The sequence below is a fragment of the Alphaproteobacteria bacterium genome (genome assembly GCA_035625915.1).
Taxonomy (GTDB): domain Bacteria; phylum Pseudomonadota; class Alphaproteobacteria; order JACZXZ01; family JACZXZ01; genus DATDHA01.
In genome coordinates, this window is sequence record DASPOR010000232.1 from 1 (window position 1) to 16638 (window position 16638).

At 60.1% G+C, this 16638-nt stretch carries 16 protein-coding genes; 7 read left to right on the forward strand and 9 right to left on the reverse strand.

The features are described from left to right. The 4 genes from VEJ16_18740 to fdhD all read right to left on the reverse strand — a co-directional run. A partial coding sequence (locus VEJ16_18740; GenBank protein ID HYB11701.1) for an aldo/keto reductase occupies nucleotides 1-799 on the reverse strand: 799 nt, incomplete at its 3' end. Between the two features lie 108 nt (nucleotides 800-907). Then, nucleotides 908-1759: an aspartate dehydrogenase gene (locus VEJ16_18745; protein ID HYB11702.1), complete on the reverse strand. Its 852-nt coding sequence runs from the start codon at nucleotides 1757-1759 to the stop codon at nucleotides 908-910. Nucleotides 1760-1998: 239 nt separating this feature from the next. Beyond that, nucleotides 1999-2607 carry a molybdenum cofactor guanylyltransferase MobA gene (gene mobA / locus VEJ16_18750; protein ID HYB11703.1) on the reverse strand — a complete coding sequence of 203 codons (609 nt, stop codon included), beginning with the start codon at nucleotides 2605-2607 and terminating at the stop codon, nucleotides 1999-2001. Beyond that, the gene (gene fdhD / locus VEJ16_18755; GenBank protein ID HYB11704.1) at nucleotides 2600-3535 is read right to left on the reverse strand and encodes a formate dehydrogenase accessory sulfurtransferase FdhD; all 936 of its coding nucleotides are present in this window, start codon (nucleotides 3533-3535) and stop codon (nucleotides 2600-2602) included. The genes mobA and fdhD overlap by 8 nt, the downstream gene beginning before the upstream one ends. 188 nt (nucleotides 3536-3723) lie before the next feature. Here fdhD and moaA point away from each other — a divergent pair, with 188 nt between their 5' ends. Continuing rightward, nucleotides 3724-4740: a GTP 3',8-cyclase MoaA gene (moaA, locus tag VEJ16_18760; GenBank protein ID HYB11705.1), complete on the forward strand. Its 1017-nt coding sequence runs from the start codon at nucleotides 3724-3726 to the stop codon at nucleotides 4738-4740. 8 nt (nucleotides 4741-4748) lie between these two features. On the opposite strand, the gene VEJ16_18765 is transcribed toward moaA, so the two are convergent. Further along, entirely contained in the window at nucleotides 4749-5072 is a 324-nt protein-coding gene (locus VEJ16_18765) for a hypothetical protein (GenBank protein HYB11706.1), read from the reverse strand. Nucleotides 5073-5801: 729 nt separating this feature from the next. Between VEJ16_18765 and VEJ16_18770 the strand changes: the two genes are divergently transcribed. Further along, nucleotides 5802-6605 (forward strand): aspartate/glutamate racemase family protein, encoded by an 804-nt coding sequence (locus VEJ16_18770; GenBank protein HYB11707.1) that lies wholly within the window; start codon nucleotides 5802-5804, stop codon nucleotides 6603-6605. 120 nt (nucleotides 6606-6725) lie between these two features. Here VEJ16_18770 and VEJ16_18775 read toward each other — a convergent pair whose 3' ends face one another. Next, a complete protein-coding gene (locus VEJ16_18775) occupies nucleotides 6726-7280 on the reverse strand; it encodes a molybdopterin-guanine dinucleotide biosynthesis protein A (protein ID HYB11708.1) in 555 nt (184 codons plus the stop codon). Nucleotides 7281-7447: 167 nt separating this feature from the next. Here VEJ16_18775 and VEJ16_18780 point away from each other — a divergent pair, with 167 nt between their 5' ends. The 3 genes from VEJ16_18780 to VEJ16_18790 all read left to right on the forward strand — a co-directional run bounded on the left by VEJ16_18780 (nucleotide 7448) and on the right by VEJ16_18790 (nucleotide 10427). Continuing rightward, nucleotides 7448-8218 (forward strand): NAD kinase, encoded by a 771-nt coding sequence (locus VEJ16_18780; GenBank protein HYB11709.1) that lies wholly within the window; start codon nucleotides 7448-7450, stop codon nucleotides 8216-8218. A gap of 61 nt (nucleotides 8219-8279) precedes the next feature. Then, on the forward strand, nucleotides 8280-9449 hold the full coding sequence (argE, locus tag VEJ16_18785; GenBank protein HYB11710.1) for an acetylornithine deacetylase: 1170 nt from the start codon (nucleotides 8280-8282) through the stop codon (nucleotides 9447-9449). A gap of 6 nt (nucleotides 9450-9455) precedes the next feature. Then, nucleotides 9456-10427: a succinylglutamate desuccinylase/aspartoacylase family protein gene (locus VEJ16_18790; GenBank protein ID HYB11711.1), complete on the forward strand. Its 972-nt coding sequence runs from the start codon at nucleotides 9456-9458 to the stop codon at nucleotides 10425-10427. A 63-nt stretch (nucleotides 10428-10490) separates the two neighbouring features. Here VEJ16_18790 and VEJ16_18795 read toward each other — a convergent pair whose 3' ends face one another. Genes VEJ16_18795 through VEJ16_18805 form a run of 3 tightly spaced genes read right to left on the reverse strand, consistent with a single transcriptional unit; the run spans nucleotide 10491 to nucleotide 14340 of the window. After that, nucleotides 10491-11906 (reverse strand): adenylate/guanylate cyclase domain-containing protein, encoded by a 1416-nt coding sequence (locus VEJ16_18795; protein HYB11712.1) that lies wholly within the window; start codon nucleotides 11904-11906, stop codon nucleotides 10491-10493. A 48-nt stretch (nucleotides 11907-11954) separates the two neighbouring features. Further along, nucleotides 11955-12752 (reverse strand): SDR family NAD(P)-dependent oxidoreductase, encoded by a 798-nt coding sequence (locus tag VEJ16_18800; GenBank protein HYB11713.1) that lies wholly within the window; start codon nucleotides 12750-12752, stop codon nucleotides 11955-11957. A 52-nt stretch (nucleotides 12753-12804) separates the two neighbouring features. After that, a complete protein-coding gene (locus VEJ16_18805) occupies nucleotides 12805-14340 on the reverse strand; it encodes an AMP-binding protein (GenBank protein HYB11714.1) in 1536 nt (511 codons plus the stop codon). 136 nt (nucleotides 14341-14476) lie between these two features. Between VEJ16_18805 and VEJ16_18810 the strand changes: the two genes are divergently transcribed. Together VEJ16_18810 and VEJ16_18815 are read left to right on the forward strand one after the other, a co-directional pair. Then, nucleotides 14477-15199 (forward strand): tetratricopeptide repeat protein, encoded by a 723-nt coding sequence (locus tag VEJ16_18810; protein ID HYB11715.1) that lies wholly within the window; start codon nucleotides 14477-14479, stop codon nucleotides 15197-15199. Nucleotides 15200-15318: 119 nt separating this feature from the next. After that, the coding region (locus tag VEJ16_18815; protein HYB11716.1) for an AMP-binding protein at nucleotides 15319-16638 on the forward strand (1320 nt) is incomplete at its 3' end.

Below are 16638 nucleotides of genomic sequence, written 5' to 3' on the forward strand. Positions count from 1 at the left end.
GCGTCAGTTGCGCGGGGGTACAACCCTTCTCGCGGGCAATTATCTCGACGCCGGACACCAACCCGCGATTGTGCTCGAAATTTTCGGCCGAGAAGCGCGGATGTTGGCCTCGGCGGTCGCCCTGGATATCCGCAAGTGCGCGTATGCTCCCCGTCAGAAATCCTCGACCGAGAGGGGAATATGCTACGAAAGCGATCCCAAGCTGTCGCGTAGTCACCAGGGTTTCCTCAGCTTCCTGGCGGTAGAGGAGCGAATACTCGGTCTGCACAGCCGAGATTGGATGAACCTTGTGCGCGCGCCGGATGGTATCGGGGTGTGCCTCGGATAGCCCGAGATGACGTACCTTCCCCGCTTCGACCAGCAGCGCCATGGCGCCGACCGTGTCTTCGATCGGGACGGAGGGATCGACGCGGTGCTGATAATAGAGGTCGATCGTTTCGACGCCGAGACGCTTCAGACTTGCATCACATGCAATCGCGACATAATCAGGACGGCCGTTCACGTCGTTGCCCCCACCTTGGCCTCTGACTTGCCCGAATTTCGTTGCGAGCTTCACCTGTTGGCGACGCCCCTTGATGGCCCGACCGACAAGCTCTTCGTTATGGCCCCAACCATACATATCCGACGTGTCGAGGAAGTCGATGCCCCGGTCGATCGCGTGCGCGATGACGTCGATCCCATTTTGGTCGTCGCTTTGCCCATAAACCCCCGACATGGACATGCAGCCGAGCCCGATTGCGGACACGCTCAGCCCGCTGGCCCCGAGGGTGCGATGCTCGAGCGTTTTCTTGATTGTCATCCAACCCCTCACTCGTTCTTGGCATCGGGAATAAGATGCCGAATCATGCCATCCACCTCAAATCGCGGTCAAATCGCGAATAGCCCACAACAATCTTCCTTCGTCCGCTTACGTACCAACGCGGAACGCGCTCGCTAAGCCGCGCAGTGTTGCTATTGCGCTCAAGGCCGTAATGCGGCCCGTGCGCGGATTCTCCTCCGAGGGCACATTCTCGATCGTCATGGCGAAGCTCGCACTGTCCGCCTCGACCTCTATCCGGTGAATGTTGCGCGCCAGGGTCGGGTCCGCCCAGACCTCGAGCATCGTTCTGTCCGGGCCGATGCCGGCAAGGCTGAGCGCCGCCGCCACGTTGACATTTGCTGGAAACCCGCGAGCGCCTTCCCGCGCGGTGCCCTCGAATACCTTCATCGGGCCATTGAGGTCGTCTAGGGAAATGCCCTTTGCGATGAGATAGGGTGCGCCTGCAAGACCCTTGGGCGGCTTGCGTGTCACCATTTTGACGGAATGGATCGTGCCTTCGGCCGCTGCCCGCACCGCATCGAGCCCAATGAGCGCACCCGTCGGAACAAGAATCCGCCCGCCACGCTCTCGTGCGAGCTCGACAAGCTCTGGATGTTCGAGCAATGCGCCGACGGACAGCGGCATGAGGATGCGACCTGCCTCCAAGGTCGGGAGGGCCACATCAAGAAAGACGGGGGCGGGAGCGCATTCCACGACCACGTCAGCCTGCGCTGCAAGCTCGGCGAGAGCCACGACGGGAACCGGCTCGCGAAATTCGCGTAGTCGGCGTTCCGCCTTCGCGCGATCACGAGCCGACACGGCGGAAAGGCGCAGGCCGTCGATACCCTTGTCGAGGCTGCGCGCCACCGCACCGCCGATGGCGCCAAACCCCGCAATCGCGACTTGCAGTTTGTCGCGAGGCGAGTTGCCCTTTGCGCTCGTTTGTTCACGAACCATCATTGCCGTAGCGTTGCGAAAAGTCGAGAGCACCCTCGTGTGGTGGATTTGAAGTTTCTGTCATTTTTGTGGCATCCGCGATTGGGAACTTCAAATCCGAATACCACACTCGATGCAACATAATCCTCGTGTGGGTTTGAATCCGAAATTCGCTCTTGGTCCCGCACCCAGAGTGGCGAATTTCGGATTCGCCACACTAGACGATATAAGCAGCGTTTCCCACTGAAAGGGAGGCCGGTCGCTCAGCCGGCCAGCAGTCGTTCTGCCTCGGCCAGATCCTCCGGCCGGTTCGTGTTGAAGAACGGATCGACGCGTGTCGATTGGAACTCGACCTCGGCAAGATTGAAACGCGCTGTCCACGCATCGACTTTGCGAATCCCCTCGGAGAGAATTGCGCGTCGTAGATCGTCGAGAAGGCGAACGGGCCAAATGCCGAATACCGGGTGACTTTGCCCGCCGCTTACCGCACACGCCATGTCCGCACCGCCGTCCGCAACCGCCCTGTGGAGCTGCCGGACGAGGTCAACCGGCAGGAACGGCGCATCACACGCAAAGCTCGCAATCCAAGCGGCATTCCGCACTCGCTCCCGCGCCCAAACCATCCCCGTTAGCACGCCGGCAAGCGGACCCGCATATCCCTCGACGACATCGGCGACGACGGGCAAGCCACAATCCGCAAACCGCGATGGATCGCCGTTTGCATTTAGCATGAGCGAGGTAACTTGGGGTCTCGCGCGGGCGATTACGCGGGCGAGGATCGTCTCCCCGCGAAGAAGCCGGAGGCACTTGTCACCGCCGCCCATCCGGCGAGACAACCCGCCTGCAAGGAGCACGCCCGCAATCTCAGTCATTGTCCGCAAGGCTCGACTTGCGCTGAATAGCCCTCGCTTCTTCGCCAATGGCGGTCCAGTCCGCGTCATAGACGATACGCGATTCGCCCGCAAGCGCTACGAAGCGCTTGCCCTTCGCGCGACCGATCAAAGTGAGATTCGCTCTCTTCGCGAGATCGACCCCCCAGGCCGTGAATCCCGACCGTGAGATGAGGATCGGAATGCGCATCTGCACGCATTTGATTACCATTTCGCTCGTGAGACGCCCGGTCGTGTAGAAAATCTTGCCCTCCGGAGAAACGCCATTCATGAACATATAGCCTGCGATCTTGTCGATCGCGTTGTGGCGGCCGACGTCCTCCATGTAAATGAGCGGTCTGTCCTCCTCGCAGAGGACACAGCCGTGGATGGCGCCGGCAGCAAGATAGAGGCTCGGACGCGTGTTGATCTTCCTCGAAAGGGCGTAGAGCCACGAGGTCCGGATCACCGCATTCTCGGGCAGGACGATCTCATCGAATTTCTCCATGAGATCGCCGAAGACAGTGCCCTGCGCACAGCCGGAGGTTTTGATCTTCCTCTTGAGCTTTTCTTCGTAGTTTGTCTTGCGCTTCGTCCGCACCACGACAAGATCGAGTTCATCGTCTCGGTCAATCGCGGTGATTTCGTCGTCGGCGCGCAGCATGTTCTGATTGAGGAGATAGCCTACGGCAAGAAAATCCGGATGGTCGCCGATCGTCATCATGGTGACGATTTCCTGCCCGTTGAGGAAGAGGCTCAACGGCCGCTCGACGACGACGGCCGTTTCGATAGCCTTGCCATCCTGATCGACGCCGAGGACGCGATTTGTGAGACGGGGGTCGGCCGGATCGGGAGCCACTGCAAATTCCGCCAAAGACCCTTGTGTCGCTTTCCGGGGCTTCACTTTGCGCACGACCAAACCATCCGCCATGGGGTCTCTCCACTACCGGCCCACGTCCACAATATGTGCCTCGGGCGCCAGCCTGCAAGCAGCCTCGGCTCGAATGTCAGGTCGGGTAATCGCGGCATCGCGTGCGATCGATCCCGGCGGCTTTGACAGGAATAGCGCAGCGGCTTAAATAAGCGGAGTACCAAAGGCCCCGGCGGGGTCATTAAAATATGGCTGTCATGGACACAAATCCGCTTGTAGACCCGTTCGAGCGTCAAATCACCTACCTTCGGGTGTCGGTGACGGATCGCTGCGATTTTCGCTGTGTTTATTGCATGGCGGAAGACATGACCTTCTTGCCGAAGTCGGAAATCCTGTCCCTTGAGGAGTTGGAGCGTGTGTGTTCCGCCTTCGTGCGCCTTGGCGTGCGCAAGCTGAGGCTCACGGGTGGAGAGCCGCTCGTGCGGCGCGACATCATGACGCTATTCCGGCGGCTCGGCCGCCTGATCGAAACGGACAACCTCGCCGAGCTGACCGTCACCACCAACGGTAGCCAGCTCGCGAAATACGCGAGCGAGCTTCTTGCTTCTGGCGTTCGTCGCGTGAACGTCTCGCTCGACACGCTCGACGCCGCAAAATTCACCGCAATAACGCGTTGGGGCAAGCTCGATCGGGTCATAGAGGGTATTACCGCGGCCAAGGTGGCCGGCCTCCAAGTCAAAATCAACACCGTGGCGCTGAAGGGGGTGAATGACGACGAGGCCTTAAAACTGGTCACCTGGGCGCACGGCGAAGGCCACGACATCACTTTCATCGAGGTCATGCCGATGGGCGATATCGGCGGAGAGGCGCGGCTCGACCAATTTCTCCCAATGTCGATGCTCCGTGCAAAGCTCGCCGAGCGACTGACGCTCGTGGCGAGCGGACATCGCACTGGCGGCCCTGCGCGCTACTTCGACGTAAAGGAGACCGGCGGGCGCATTGGCTTCATTACGCCGATGACCCATAATTTTTGTGAGTCCTGCAACCGGGTGCGCCTGACGTGCACAGGGACGCTATTCATGTGCCTCGGGCAGGAGGACGCGGCCGACCTTCGCACGCCCCTTCGAGCGAGCGACGACGACGCCTTGCTCGTCGCTGCAATCCGGGAGGCGATCGCACGCAAGCCGAAGGGCCACGACTTCCTGATCGATCGGCGCCATGGGCTGGCGTCGGTGTCGCGACATATGAGCGTCACCGGCGGCTGACGCGAAGATTACCTCTCGTTTTGCTTGACGATGCAGGTTGCATTCGCACCCTGCTGGATGACGACGTCAAGCCCCATCGATTTGGGATCGAGGCTCCAGGTTTTGGCCTGCCACTGTCCATCTTTGAAGGTCGGTTTGGCGGCAAGATCTTCGTTCACAACGAGATCGCGGTCGAGAAAGCATTTCATCGTATAAGGCGCCCGAGCAAACACCGGGAACTCTGTCGGTCGATCGAGCACACTCGCGGCGGCCGCGGGTTGCCCCATCGCCCAGAGACATGCGCCAAACAAGCCGGCGCCCATCGATTGCAGTCGCCGGATCCAGCAGCCCATCCTAGGGGGTCCTCCATCTGGCCGGGCACCTTCGGCTCAGCCCACGGCCCGGGAATATGTTTAGAATGCTGCGGTTAATGAAGCGTTAGTGCAAACCTCGGGATAACTTGTTGATATCGAATATATTTCGTCAGCTCTTTTCGGCTAAGGATTAGGAACTGTCCCGAGGTAAGACGGACCCGGCGCAGTCGTCGGTTTGTAGGAGTGCAAACTCATGGACTATAGAGGCGATAATCCTCCCCGGAAGGGCGGGTGCCAATGCGGTTCGGTACGTTACGAACTGGGGTCGCCGCCGCACAAGGTCTATGTCTGCCACTGCGCCGAGTGTCGCAAGCAATCGGCGTCGGCGTTTGGCATATCCGTGATCGTCAGTCGCAAAGATTTTACATTGACGCGCGGGATGCCGAAACGCTGGTCGCGTCCAACCGACAGCGGCCGCATTCTCGATTGCTTTTTCTGCCCCGATTGCGGTTCGCGCGTTTGGCATGGTGATTTGGACCGTGATGGATCGATTAGCGTCAAAGGCGGTTCACTGGACGATCCCGTTGATTTGAGTGGGGCGATTCACATCTGGATAACCAGAAGGCTGAAAGGAGTCGTGATTCCCGATGGGGCTGAGTGTTATTCGCACGAGCCGCCACCCGACTGAAAACCCCGGGCAGTGCTGCGAAGTTTTCGCCGGTCTTCTCATGATCGGACGCGAGCAACCTCGATCCTTGGAGAAAGTCAATGGAATGCGAAGTTGGTCCACAGACGAAAGGAAGTGAGCGCGTCTGGTATCAAAGCTTCGTTGATCCCGTCGACCAATCGCCCTACATCGCGCGCTTGCAGAGCACGCTCGACGCGATCGCCAGCGAAAGCATCAAATTCGAGGTTCATGGCCTCTCCCCGCCTGACTCACATTTTCACCCCTTGACGGAGTTTCGGTGCGCTGCCCAAACGATACGCCTGGCGATCGAAGCTGAGAGATTGGGCTATAGCGCTTTCGTAATAGGACACTTCCAAGAACCTGGATTACGCGAGTGCCGAGGCTCTGTGGATATCCCCGTGATCGGCCTTGGCGAAGCGGCGCTACTTTCAGCATGCACAATGGGTCGGAAAATCGCATTGGTGACGATCGATCCCGCGTTTATTGACTGGCACGAACGGCAGATCGCTGAACTTGGTCTGTTCAGCCGGATAGTCGGCGTGCGCGCGATTCGCACGGGTCTCGATGACTTCATGCAGGCTTTTACAGATCGTGCGGCCTACGCGAGGGTGCGGGAGAACTTTATCGAGCAGGTACGCCCGCTGGTTACGGCCGGCGCCGATGTGATTGTACCCGCGGGTGGTCTTCCAATGCTGCTGTTCTGCCATGAGCGCCCTTTCACGATCGATGGAAGCCTCGTATTGAGCGGCATTCCCGTCGTCGCGAAAGCCGCCGAAACAGCACTGGCGCTCCATCGATTGATGGGCGCCGTCGTGAGCCGGCGAGGCGCCTTTGCGAAAGCCTCGCCCGAAGCCATAGAAGAGTTCATGAGCAGGCACTGGTGAAAGGATGTCACGGCGATTTTGTTCCGACCGTCGTTCCCAGACGCGCAGGGACGTCGCCGGCTCAAGCGTCGACAAGACCTGACGCGAGAACCATTGGCCGGTGCCATGCAATCGCAAGCGCTATTTCAGTACGATCTGGTGTGCGAGTTCCCTTCCATCCGACCAGATGATCTCTTTGAACCCGAGGAGCTTGCACAGGTCAAAGAAATTGAAAAGATCGTCGACCGCGTTGTCGCGGAAGAAGGGCGTCGTGCGGGCTACCGCCGTCAGTGTGGCGAAAAATGCGCGCGCGCGGTAAAGCGTGTTGTAGCTGCCGTCAAGGAGGGAGACGACGATCAGCCGCTCGGCATTGTCGCCCTTGGCAAAAATCGCAACGCTCGGTGGGTAGGGATTAGCCAACATCTGCTGGGTCAGTCCGATGACGAATCCGATCCGGCGGTCGCGATCCGAATCCGAAAGGATTGTCGCCTGCGAAACGTAAACCTCACGTGTCTGGGGCTGAGGGTAATAATAGTTCGGCTGGCGCTCGGTCGCACCTTGACCCGGGGCCTGGTCGGAGCTTGACGAACTGGTGTCGTTGGCAGCCGGGGACTGTGCCGCCGCCATGGGTGCCGTCCAATTGGCGGCGAGCGCTAGCAACAACCCACAAACCCACGCGGTGAGAGCCTTCGTCATGGTCCCTCCCCCCAAGTTTCGCTTCGTTCTCGACCATGACTGGCCTCGGCGGGCTTGGCAAGTACGCAGCCGCACAATCGGGCCTAGCTACCCGCTTCTCCCCCTGGTGGATGGCGTGTCACCCTTTGTGGGTTATACTCCGGTCAATTTCCCCTCGCGGAGCAAGGATGTCGCCCTCACCCAAGCTCGCCTTTCTCGCCTCCGATACCGACAAAGCGCAGGAAGCGTTGGCCGAACTCACCACGCGTTATGCGTCGGTGCCGGTCGAAGCGGCGGACGTCATCGTCGCCCTCGGCGGTGACGGCTTCATGCTCGAATCGCTACATCGCTACATGTCGCTCGGGCGCCCAATTTTCGGGTTGCAGCGCGGGTCGGTCGGTTTTCTTATGAACGAGTATCATGAAAACGACCTGCCGGGCCGCGTCGCCCAGGCGCAAGGCTTCAGGCTGCATCCGCTCCGCATGAACACGCGTACGCTGTTGGGCGATTGTCGCGAAGCGCTCGCAATCAATGAAGTCTCGCTTCTGCGCGAGACGCGTCAGGCTGCAAAGATCCGAATTTCGGTCGATGAGGTCGTGCGCCTCGAAAGCCTGGTCTGCGACGGAATCCTCGTGTCGACCCCCGCGGGAAGTACCGCCTACAACCTTTCCGCCCACGGCCCGATCATTCCGTTGGGGTCTCCCATTTTGGCCATGACCCCCATCTGTGCATTTCGGCCGCGACGCTGGCGGGGAGCGCTACTGCCCAATTCTGCCAAGGTCCGCTTTGAAGTGATCGAGGCCGAGAAGCGGCCCGTGAGTGCGGTGGCCGACTATACCGAGGTGCGCGACGTCGTGGAGGTCGAGATTGTCGAAGATAACAAAGTGAGCTTGACACTCCTCTTCGATCCCGAGCACAACCTCGAGGAACGCATCCTCATGGAGCAGTTCGCACCCTGAATCTCGCGACCTGGCTTTCGTCGACAGATTCCTGAGACGAGGGAGCAACACCGACGTGGTTATGACAGACTTCAAGCCTAAGACTCGCGAGTGGATCGAGCGGCTGATCGCCTTTCCGACAGTCAGCCGCGACTCGAACCTCGCACTTATCGAATGCGTCCGGGACTATCTCAAGGAACTGGGGATCGAATCTCAGCTTGTTCACGATGAAAGCGGAATGAAGGCCAATCTCTATGCCACGATCGGCCCCAAGAACGAGCGTGGCATCATGCTTTCCGGCCATACCGACGTGGTGCCAATCGACGGTCAGGATTGGGCGAGCGATCCTTTCAAAGTCAGCGAGCGGGACGGAAAGCTTTTCGGTCGCGGCGTTGCCGACATGAAAAGTTTCGTTGCCGTGGTGCTGGCGTCGCTCCCGCTTTTCCTGAAGCGTAAATTGGCGACGCCGATTCATTTGGCCCTTTCATACGACGAGGAAGTCGGCTGCCTTGGCGTGCGGCGGCTCATCGCTCGGTTCGATGAGATGCCCGTGCGTCCCGCAATATGCATTGTGGGCGAGCCGTCGAGCATGCAGGTCGCGCGCGGCCACAAGGGAAAACTCAGTTACCGCTGCCACGTGCACGGGCTTGAATCGCATTCGGCACTCACCCATCGCGGCGTGAATGCGGTCGAGAACGCCGCCGAAATCATCGGACACCTCCGTCGCCTCGGACGCCTTATCCGCCAAAACGGCCCTTTCGATTCGAACTTCGAGCCGCCCTATACCACCGTTCACACCGGTGTCATCCATGGCGGCACGCAGCTCAATATCGTTCCGCGCGATTGCCGCTTCGATTTCGAGATTCGTCCTCTGCCGTCCCAGGACCCAGTGCCGGTGTTCGAGGAAGTCAAAGCATTCGTCGAACGAGAACTTCTTCCCGAAATGAAGGCAGTAAGCACGCGGTCAGGAATCGAGTGGCAGCGGCTTACGGAGTTTCCGGGACTTAATACCGACGAGGAAGCCGAGGTAACGCGCTTGGTCAAGCAGTTGACCGGCGCCAACACGACCACGGTGGTTGCCTTTGGCACAGAGGGCGGCTTGTTCTCAAAAGCGGGCATTCCAACGATCATTTGCGGACCTGGCTCGATAGAGCAGGCGCACAAACCCGACGAATGGGTCGCCTTGGACCAGATCGCCCGCTGCGAGATATTTCTTACACGCTTGGCCGATCGAGTTTCGGCGAACCGATAGCCTCCAATGGTCGACAATGAAAACGCCGCGATCCTGACGCCACCCGACATAGGCCGCTGGCGCGTCGGCAATACGGGCGTGGACTATGTTCACCGTTTGAGCGGCGGCAAGCCCGGCCCGAGCATTCTCGTAACCGCGCTCATGCATGGCAATGAGGCCTGCGGCGCGGTGGCACTCGACCGGCTTCTCGGAACATCAGTCAGACCGACGCGGGGAACCCTCACGCTCGCGTTTCTCAACGTTCAAGCCTTTGCAAGAATCGATCCCCGGAAGCCCGAGCAGGGACGTTTTGTCGACGAGGACATGAATCGGGTGTGGTCGTTCGACAAGATCGAGGGGCCGGGCAAGACTATCGAGCTCGATCGCGCGCGCGCCGTTCGGCCCATCGTCGATGCATCCGATCATCTCCTCGACCTTCACTCGATGACCGAGGGAGAGGTGCCGCTCGCACTTTCCGGCACCACTACGAAGGGAATCCGGCTCGCGCAACGCGTGCGATATCCAGCAACTGTCGTCGCCGACCCCGGGCACTCGAGCGGCGTGCGCTTGCGCGACTATGCGGATTTTGGTGATCCGGCCAGCGAAAAATCCGCGCTTCTCGTCGAGTGTGGTCAGCACTTTTCAGCAGGGAGTGCCGACGTCGCTTTTCAATGTGCGCTTCGCTTTTTAAATACCTTCGACATGCTCGATCCTACTTTCGCGGCAAGGCACCTGGACGATGATATTGTGAAGCCGCAGCGTTTCGTGGAAGTGACGCACGTCGTCACGATCGAGACCGACGCGTTCGAATTCAAGTGGCCGGTGCGCCCACTCGAGATCATTGCCAAAGCCGGAACGCTTTTGGCGCTGGACGGCACGCGCGAAGTCAGAACGCCCTACGATAATTGCGTGCCGATCATGCCCGCCAAGAAAATCAAACGTGGCCTGACCGCGGTGCGCCTCGGCCGCTATTTCGCTCAGGGAGTGCTGAATACATGATACCGCACCGGGCAGCCGGCCGCGGTCTGCCTCGCACGCCGGATGCCGGCATGGCCAAAGTGATCAGGACACCGCTAACTCCCCGGAGGATGGCGCAACTCCGGGCCGACGATAGGACCAGAGCGATATCGGTTCTTGGCGGCCACGAAGTTTGCGCGGCTTTTCCGGTGTAAAGCCGGCGAGCGCTGCGGTGGCCTGTTCCGGCGCTTGCCGTAATGCCGCGTCGACCAGGTCGCGGCTTACCACGATGTCTGTGGTCAGCACGCGCGTCAGGCGCTCGAGGCGGCTCGCCACATTCACGGTGTCGCCGATGACCGCGTATTCGAGCCGTCGCTCGTCGCCGATGTCGCCCAGTACGGCAGGCCCGTAATGCACCCCGATGCCGACGCGGATCGGACCGGTACCCCGGGCAAGCCGCTTTTCGCTCCATCGGTCGAGTTCGTCGGCCATAGCGCGTGCGCATATCAGCGCATTGACCGCATCCTGATGACCGATATTTGGGACCCCGAAAGTCGCCATCACCGCGTCGCCTATGTATTTGTCGAGCGTGCCGTCGTTCTCGAAGACGACCCCAGCCATGCGTCGATGAAAGCTTCTGAGGAGTTCAATCACGCGTTCCGGAGGCAGGCGCTCCGAAAGGCGCGTGAAACCCACGATATCCGCGAAAAGTACCGCGACTGGCTGCGTTCGCACGCCGCTCAACGGCGATTCCATGTCTTGCAGCTGGTCGATGAGCTGGGGGGAGAAATAGCGCGCCAGGTTCGCACGGTTTCGCTCGGCCCGCATTTGGCCCTCGACGAGTCGGCGCGTTCGCCACGACATCACGGAAAGGAGGCCGCCAACCAGGAGAAGGATGAACAGGTCCGTCATGAGGCTCGCCCGATCGACAAAATTGGGGTTGAGCAAGACCTCCAGGAATCGGCGTGGGTCTTCCCGCGCAATCATGGTGAGATCGGGCACGCTGAAGGCGCCGGGCTGCAGCAATATCCAGCCAACCGCAGCACCCCAGACGAGTGCAGTTGCAACAGCGCTCCAAAACGTTCGCCAAGGTGCCAGGAAAAAAGCACCGAGTGCGACCGGGACAAAGAGATACGCAAAACTTCCGAAGCGCAGTACAACGGGATCGGGCAGCGATGTCGCATTCCAGGGCATGATCGGCAGGAGATTGTCGATCAAGATGAGCGCGTCGATCATCGGGTAGAAGACGCTGAACCACGGGGTTTGCGGGCGGTTTGCACTCAAGGCGTAGTAAATCCAACCAAGGGCGGCAAAGAGCGCGCAGCTGATCAGGTTCTCCGCCAGATTCGGCTGACGCGCATAGAAAATGAGCCAAATCGCGGTCAGGGCGACTGCCGCGGTCCTCAGCCATGCAAGGAGGCGAAAGTTCGCGACTACTTCCTTGCGAAACACGACGCGAAGGCGCTCACTCTGTCGCTCGGAGAGACGCCGCGAGCGCGTCTCATGCCCGACTGTATTCATTGACTGTTCCCAATTTCGATGAAGTTTGTCGTTCGACCGCGGGAGGCTTCAGACACATTTGACCGTGAGGCCGCCGTCGACCACGAGCTCCGTACCCGTGACGTATTTAGCTTCGTCGGATGCGAGAAAAAGTGCCGCATAGGCAACGTCCCACGCGTCACCCATGTGGCCCATCGGACATTGCGCATCGCGCTTGGCGACCATATCGTCGCCTGTTTTTCCATAGGCGTCGACCAAAGAAGAATGGATCATCGGCGTGTTCATAAGTCCAGGCAAGATCGAGTTGGCGCGGATGCCTTTGTGGGCGTATTGAAGCGCTATTACCCGCGTGAAATGAATTGCCGCCGCTTTCGATGCGGCATACGAGACGTAGGGCACCCCAGCCCACCTGATCCCGGAAATCGATGCAATGTTAACGATCGCCCCGCTTCCTTGGCGCTCCATGTGGGGCAAAACGTGCTTGCAGGTAAGAAACATGCTCTTGAGATTGACCTCGTTCACGCGGTCCCAGCTTGCCTCGCTCGTCTCAACCGGCCCGCCGACCTCGACGATGCCGACATTGTTGTGAAGGACGTCGATTCTGCCGAACACCTTCACGCACGCATCCACCATGGCAGCCACGTGCGCAGCCTTGGAGACGTCGCCCACATGGACCTCGCATACCCCACCCTCCTCGTGAACGACACGCCGCGTCTCTTCGACCGCCAGAGGGTTGATGTCGCAGGCAAATACCCTCGCCCCCTCTCGCGCGAAGAGAACCGCGGTCGCTTTACCGTTACCCCAGCCGGGACCAACCGAACCCGCACCCGTCACCAGGGCCACCTTGCTCTTCAATCGTTCACCCATGATTGCATTTCCCTCGCGGCCGGTACGCGACCGCCGCCCTCATTTTGGCGCATTAGGATCGCTCCGCCTTGAGCCGCTCGCGTAGCTCGGTCTTGAGTACCTTGCCGTAGCTGTTCTTTGGAAGTCCTTCTACAAAGCGGAATTCCTTGGGCCGCTTGAATCGCGCGATATGGTCGAGGCAGAGCCTTTCGAGCGCTTCCGGCGTCACGTGCGCATCCGGCTTTGCGACAACGAAGGCGACAACCTCCTCACCCCAATCCGGATGCGGCCGCCCGATCACTGAAACCTCGTGCACGGACTCATGCTTCAATAGAACCTCCTCGACCTCACGGGGGTAGATGTTCGTCCCGCCGCTGATTATGAGGTCCTTCGAGCGATCCTTGAGCGTCAGGAATCCCTCCTCGTCGAGGGCACCGATATCGCCGGTGTGAAGCCAGCCACTGCGCAAAGTCGAGGCCGTCGCCTCGGGGTTGCGCCAATATCCCTTCATCACCGCGTCGCCGCGCGCAAGCACCTCACCCGCCACGCCAGGAGGAAGCGGGCTGTCGGCCTCATCCGCAACCATGACGTCCATGCCAGTGAAGGGAAGGCCGGCCGAGGCGAGATGCGCGTCGTAGCGGGGAATATCCTTCGCACCGTGATGGCGGCGGGACAGGCACGTGATCGTCATCGGACTCTCGCCCTGACCATAGATTTGAATGAGTTTGTCGCCCAGGACACCCATCGCTTCCTTGAGATCCGCCACGTACATCGGCCCTCCGCCGTAGACGATTGTCTTGAGGTTGGCAAGATTCGCATCGGACAAGCCCCGATAATCGATGAGGCGACGCACCATCGTAGGCGCGTAGAACATCGTCACGCCTCGATGACGATCGAGCAGGCAACATATTTCGGACACATCGAAGCCGGCACTTTCGGGAACGACTTGACACGCTCCCTTCGCGACGAATGGCGCGATGTAGAGACCCGACCCGTGGGACATCGGCGCTGCATGAACGATGCATTCGCCATGCCCGATCGAATCGACGTCCGCGAGATAGCAAAGTGTAGCCATCGTCAGGTTGCGGTGGGTCAGCATGACGCCCTTGGGCTTGCCGGTCGTCCCGCTCGTATAGAAAAGCCACGCGATATCATCCGGCGCGCGCTCGGCGAGGGGGGCCGGTTCCGCGGTCAACAATCGATCGTACTCGGGCGACGGCACTTCGATGACATGCTCGAGGCTAGGGAGAGACTGGGTTGCCCGGCCTATTGCGGATCCCAAATCGCCGGTTGCGAAGAGGACCTGCGCGTCACTATTCCCGAGGATATACGCGATTTCACGGGGGTGGAGCTTGACGTTCACGGGCACCGCAACCATGCCGGCATGCCAAGCGGCGTAGAGCAGCTCGACATATGCGGGAACGTTTTTCATCGCGATCGCAATTCGCGAGTCGGGGGCAAGATTGAGACGATGCCGGAGCGCTCCCGCCAAGGTCGCGACGCGGTGGCCGAGCGTTCGATACTCGAAAACCACATGGGCGCCAAGTGCTACCGCGGGATCGCCGGGGGCTGCCCGGCTCGCGTCGATCAACATTTTCGCGATATTCATTCGTGCTTCCGATTCAAGCAGTGACCGGTCGATATTCGTCTTCTTCTTGATTCACATCATGACAATTCTATCGAATTCCATATATCGGTCACCATATCGAAGTATAGCGTAGAGTCGCGACGGTGGGGACCGGGGAATGATTTCGAAGCGGGCTTCAGCCTGCGCCTTTGCGACCGCAGCATTGGTTGCGAGCATGCCAATTGCCGGGGCGAACGCCGATTTTGCCAGCGGCAAGGCTGCATTCGAGCGGCGCGATTATGGACGCGCCTATCGGGAGCTCCTCTCCGATGCCCAGAACGGAAACGCGGAGGCCGAGTACATGATTGGCGAGATGACGGCCGATGGGCTCGGCACCGGGCGAAGCTACGAGCTGGCCGCGCGCTGGTATGCTCTCTCCGCCGCGAAGGGTTACATCCCCGCGAATGTCACACTCGGCATTCTCTACCTCTATGGTGCCGGTACTGAGGACGAAACCGGTGCGATCAGGGCCGATCCAACGCGCGCCGCGGGTTACCTCAAGGTTGCAGCCGATGCAGACGACAAGGAAGCCCAGTATCTTATGGGCCAGCTATATATGAGTGGGGACGGCGTGCCCCAAGACCTCGCCAAGGCCATGGACTATACGATCCGTGCAGCTCGGCGCGGCGTGGTGGGTGCCGAATACAATGCCGGTGTGCTGGCGGTGCGCGCCGGCGATACGAGCGAAAACCTGGTCGAGGCCTACAAATGGTTCTCTCTCGCGGCTCGGGAGCACTATCCCGGCGCCGAGCAGAACCGCCGGCATATTGCCACGTTCCTTTCCCCAACCGACCTCCAGAAGGCTGAGGCACTGGTGAACGAGTTCCACGTGAGCGATTGAGCCGATTGGAGGAATACTTCACCCGCCTGTCTATCGTTTTCCTTGCCACTTGCGGGGCCCGGCGCGGCGCGGTCTTATAGCCCGAGGGAAGGCCCCAAACACCACCGGCGGGAGGAACGATGCTCGGAACAATGATGCACTTTCCCCTGACATTGACGGCGGTGCTGGAACACGCCGGCAAACTTCACCAGGACGTGGAGATCGTCTCGCGGCTGCCCAACAAATCGCTCCATCGGCACCGCTATGGCGATTTCTTCCGGCGTGCAAAACAGCTTGCGGAAGCGCTCACCCAGGCAGGGCTAAATCGGGGTGACAGGGTCGCGACCCTCATGTGGAACAACTACGCGCACGTGGAGGCGTACTTCGGAATCCCCGCGGCGGGTGGGGTGTTCCACACGCTCAATCTTCGCCTTCATCCAGACGACATTGCCTATATCGCAAACCACGCGGGCGACCGATTTCTGATCGTCGACGACGTGCTCGTACCGCTTTACGAAAGAATCCGCGAAAAGGTGAAGTTCGAGCGCGTGTTCGTCGTTTCGCACTCGGGAACACCGGTGTCGGCTCCATACGAGGAATATGAGGGGTTCCTCAAAACGGCGACGGGCAAATTCGCCTTCCCCGAGATCGACGAGAACGAGGCGTGCGGCATGTGCTACACCTCGGGTACAACAGGCAAGCCGAAGGGGGTCGCCTACAGTCACCGCTCCATGGTGCTGCATTCCTTCTGCATCTCGCTTCCCGATGTGCTCAATTTGCACATGCGCCAAACCATGATGCCGGTCGTCCCGATGTTCCATGCAAATGCATGGGGCATTCCGTTCGCGGCAGTGCTCACCGGGACGAAGCTCGTCATGCCGGGTCCGCATCTCGACGCAGAGAGCCTCTGCGATCTCATCTCGCGCGAAAACGTGACTTGTGCGGGCGGCGTGCCGACCATATGGCTCGGGGTCCTGGATCTCCTGAAGCGCGAACGCGCGAAATATCCGACGGCCGCGGGGATGCGCTTGCTCATTGGCGGGTCCGCCTGCCCTGAGGCGATGCTGCGCGCATTCGACGAGCTGGGCATCTCCGTTTGCCACGCATGGGGCATGACCGAGATGTCACCCGTCGGCACGCTGGGCACGCTCAAGCCGCGCATGGATCAGAGTGACAAAGACACGCAGTACAAGTATCGAGCCAAGCAGGGCATGGCCCTGCCTTTCGTCGAAATGCGCGTCTTCGGCGATGAAGGCGAAATACCGTGGGACGGCAAGACGATGGGAGAACTTCAGGTGCGGGGCCCATGGGTCGCCGCCACCTATTACAACCCCGACGGCAAGGTGACGAGTTGGACCGATGATGGCTGGTTTCGCACTGGCGACGTCGTAAACATCGACCCCGAGGGTTACGTCAAGATCACCGACCGCACCAAGGACCTCATCAAGTCGGGGGGGGAG